Source organism: candidate division WOR-3 bacterium, assembly GCA_016934535.1.
Lineage (GTDB): Bacteria > SDB-A > SDB-A > SDB-A > SDB-A > JAFGIG01.
The window spans coordinates 1-3,941 of record JAFGSQ010000072.1 but is presented as its reverse complement, the minus strand read 5'-3'; the positions used below and the strand labels follow the sequence as shown (position 1 = coordinate 3,941).

Here is a 3,941-nt window from a genome sequence, read left to right as displayed (position 1 = left end):
GCGAATCCGAGACAAGCGGTTCTCCTGAAATTTATTTATCGAGTGCCGAATCTCTATACCTTGAAGTCAAAAAAGAGTACCCCGGCTTTTCAAGCGTCAATATCGGGCTCGGAAACATCCATATAATCAGGGGAGAATACGATTCCGCACTTTCATATATATCCGCTGCTGTCAGGGAAAACCCTTCTAATTATTTCCTTTTGAACAAACTCGCTTTCATATATTCAGCCCTCGGAGACGACAAAACGGCTTTGATCCTTCTTGAAAGAGCCGTTCAAATGAAACCCGATTACGACGAGGCAAACGCCAATCTCGCCGTTTTGTATTTTTTGCGAAATAACTTTGAAAGGTCTTACGCATTGTATCTTTCTACAGAAATGACTCCGAGAAACGAGAAAGTGATGAAGAACCTCGGCGTGGCTTTTTCCGTCCTGAGAGGTGAAGAGATAAACGGCTTCGTCCCCGAAATGATGGATGCTGTAAAACTACTCGGCGATGCCGGACTTTTCGAAGAGAAATACACGCTTCTTAAAATTATGGCGGAGCAAAGACCGGACAACCCGGACGTTCTCTTCGATCTGGCTCTGTGCGCCGCCCTTGACCTGGGAGAAGTGCAGACGTCTCTGAGCGTTTTTGACTTGGGTGTAAAAATGTTTCCTGAAGATTCAAGGTTTTTGAGGGGAAAAGGATTGTTGTATCTTTCTTTGGGAGACACGGCAAATTCGGTTCTGATGTTTGAAGAATATATAGAAAAATTTCCAAAAGATTCTTTCCATTCCGATATAAGTGAATTCCTGGAAAAAATAAAATATCAGCCGATTTAGCGCTTCAGGCTTCAAGTTCCTGTTTCAGGTATCTGCCCGTGATTGATTTCTTGTCTGAAATTATCTCTTCGGGGGAGCCTTTCGCGACTACGTACCCGCCTTTATCGCCGCCTTCGGGTCCGAGGTCAATAATATAATCCGCGGATTTGACAATGTCCAGGTTGTGCTCGACGACTATGAGGCTGTCTCCCCTGTCCACCAGGCGGTTGAGGACTGAGAGAAGAACTCTTATGTCGGCAAAATGCAGTCCAGTAGTCGGTTCATCGAGGATGTAGAGTGTCCTGTCCCGGCCTCCTTTTGACAATTCTCTGGCCAGTTTCAGTCTTTGCGCCTCTCCGCCGGAAAGTTCGGGAGCAGGCTGGCCGAGAAGGAGATAGCCCAGGCCTATAGATGACAACAGTTCCAGTTTTTTGGAGATGTCGGGAAAACTTGAAAAAAAGTTCTTGGCTTCGTCTACGGACAATTCGAGGATTTCCGAGATGTTTTTGTTTCTGTATCTTATGTCCAGGGTCTCCTGATTGAACCTTTTCCCGCCGCAGGCGTCGCAGGTGACAAATACGTCTGGCAGAAAATGCATCTCTATTCTGAGAGAGCCCTGTCCTTCGCATTTCTCGCACCTGCCTCCGGATACGTTGAAGCTGAATCTGCCGATCTTGTAGCCCCGCGCTTTGCTCTCGGGCACTGCGGCGAAAAGCTCTCGTATGGGAGTGAATACACCGGTGTAGGTCGCCGGGTTCGAGCGAGAAGTCCTGCCTATTGGAGACTGGTCGATGTTTATGACTCTGTCAATGTTTTCGACGCCTTTTATGCTTCTGTGCTTTCCCGGGTTATCCTGTGAAAGCGGGTAAAAATGTTTTTTCAAGCTTTTGTAAAGAACCTGTTCGACCAGAGAACTTTTTCCCGATCCCGAAACTCCCGTCACGCAGATGAACAAGCCGAGCGGAAAAACCACGTCAACGTCTTTCAAATTGTTTTCCTGAGCACCTGTCACTCTTATGAATTGCCCCTTGTTTTCCACTCTTCTTTCAGGAACGGGGATGACCTCTTTTCTTGAAAGATAAAGACCGGTCGGATTTTTTGTTCTGAGCAATTCGGAATATGTTCCGGCGGCCGCGACATAACCGCCTTCCCTTCCCGCGCCTGGACCCAAATCTACTATGTAATCTGCGCTCTCGATAATTTGTCTGTCGTGTTCGACCACTATCACGTTGTTTCCTATGTTTCTGAGATTAAGCAAAGTTTTGAGAAGCCTTCCCGTGTCTCTGGGGTGAAGGCCTATGGAGGGTTCGTCGAGAACGTAAGTGACACCGACGAGGCCGCTGCCTATCTGCGTCGCGAGGTGGACCCGCTGGTCCTCTCCTCCCGACAGAGAATCCATTCTTCTGTCGAGAGAAATGTAATTAAGTCCGACTTCTACCATGAAATCAAGGCGCGCTTTTATCTCGCGCAAAACCGCTTCAGCGATCTTGTTTTGCATAGAAGAAAATCCGAGGTCGGTGTTGAAAAATTCTCTGACCGCTTCGACGCTGAGAGAAGAAATCTGTGTAATGTTATTATTTTTTATCCTGAAGGAAAGCGCTTCTTTTTTAAGTCTTTTGCCTTCACATTCGGGGCAGGGGGAAAAAGACATGTATTTCTCAATTTCCTGCCGCATCATGTTGGATTCTGTCTGCTTGTACCTTCGTTCGAGATTGGGAATTATTCCTTCGAAAAATTCTTCCACTCCATAGAGAATCGCCCTTTTGCCGTCTTCCGGAATGCCTGAAAACGGCTCAGACATTTTGAAACGGAAGTCGAGAGATATTTTTTTAAGTTTTCCCCAGATGTATTTTCCTTCGGGGTTGCCGATGGGAAGTATCGCTCCGTCAAGTATGGAAAGGTCCTCATCAGGGACTACGAGTTCCGGTGTTATCTCGATTTTTGTTCCGAGCCCGTCGCATTCGGGGCACGCTCCCGCGGGACTGTTGAAAGAAAAAAGTTTTGGTTCGGGCTTCGGAAGTTTTACACCGCATTTAAGGCACACGGGAGTCAGTGAAAACGCGCTTTCTTTTTTGTCTGAAAGATCATAGAGGCAGAGAATTCCCTGTGATTCTTTGAGCGCAGTTTCTACGGATTCTGCTATCCTTATTCTCGAAAGAGATGGTCCCGTAACTATTCTGTCTACGACGACTGAAAAAGAGGATTTTATTGATTTTGTGTATTCTATCTTGTCTTCGTCCAGGTGAAATATTTTTCCCGATGAAAAAACCCGGACAAAACCTTTTTTTCTCAAAGAATTGAGCGTCTTTGTCAGATCTTTTCTGTCTGCAATCTTTAGAGGGGCGTTTATCAGTATCTTTCTGTCGTTTTCGTAGTTCATTATTCTGTCAATTATCTCGGGCGTGGAAAAACTGAAAATTCTTTCATTGCACAAAGGACAGTAAGGAGTCGCGACCCTGGAAAAAAGCAGTCTCATGTAGTCATAGATTTCAGTAACAGTACCGACAATGGATCTGGGGTTTCGAGCTATTTTTCTCTGGGATATTGATATCGCCGGAGAAAGACCCTCGATGCTTTCGACGTCCGGTTTTTCCATGATTCCAAGAAACTGCCTGGCGTATGTCGAGAGCGATTCGACGTATCTTCTTTGCCCTTCGGCGTAAATGGTGTCGAAGGCGAGAGAAGATTTACCGGAGCCGGATATCCCCGTCACTACCACCAGTTTGTCTCTCGGTATGTCGAGGTCAATTGATTTCAGGTTGTGAACCCGGGCTTTTCTCACAACAATGTACCTGTCGGCCATTTTTATCCTTTATTAAAATCCGTGTTATTTCAAGAAGGAATTTTACACCTTTAATCTTGCCGGGCGCTATTTCCTTGCTTTTAATGAAAGCCCGGAAAAAATATTGAAATTTCCTCTTGACAAGGGACGGTGATTTTATTATTATGCTTTCCTCACTGCAAATCGTATCTTTTGCAGAGGGTAATATTACGCTCTTTGAAAATTCAATATAGAAGCTGTCCAGAGATAGAAAATGTGTGTCAAGTTACTAAGGGCATATGGTGGATGTCTTGGCACAAGCAGGCGATGAAGGACGTAGCTGGCTGCGATAAGCCTCGGGGAGCCGCTAAGCAGGC

2 protein-coding genes and 1 rRNA gene are annotated in these 3,941 nt (G+C 45.9%); 2 read left to right on the top strand and 1 reads right to left on the bottom strand.

Annotated elements, in window-relative coordinates; genetic code table 11:
* Window positions 1-824 (top strand): tetratricopeptide repeat protein (locus JXL83_10065; GenBank protein ID MBN2364460.1); only part of this gene is annotated, 824 nt, incomplete at its 5' end.
* Between the two features lie 4 nt (window positions 825-828).
* Here the strand turns inward: JXL83_10065 and uvrA are convergent.
* Window positions 829-3,606 (bottom strand): excinuclease ABC subunit UvrA, encoded by a 2,778-nt coding sequence (gene uvrA, locus JXL83_10060; GenBank protein ID MBN2364459.1) that lies wholly within the window; start codon window positions 3,604-3,606, stop codon window positions 829-831.
* A 237-nt stretch (window positions 3,607-3,843) separates the two neighbouring features.
* On the opposite strand from uvrA, the gene JXL83_10055 reads away from it, so the two are divergent.
* Window positions 3,844-3,941 (top strand): 23S ribosomal RNA (locus JXL83_10055); the annotation flags it as partial.

What these genes read in the sequence shown, in the direction of transcription:
- uvrA (MBN2364459.1), bottom strand. Translation starts at nt 3,606, where the DNA reads ATGGCCGACAGGTACATTGTTGTGAGAAAAGCCCGGGTTCACAACCTG.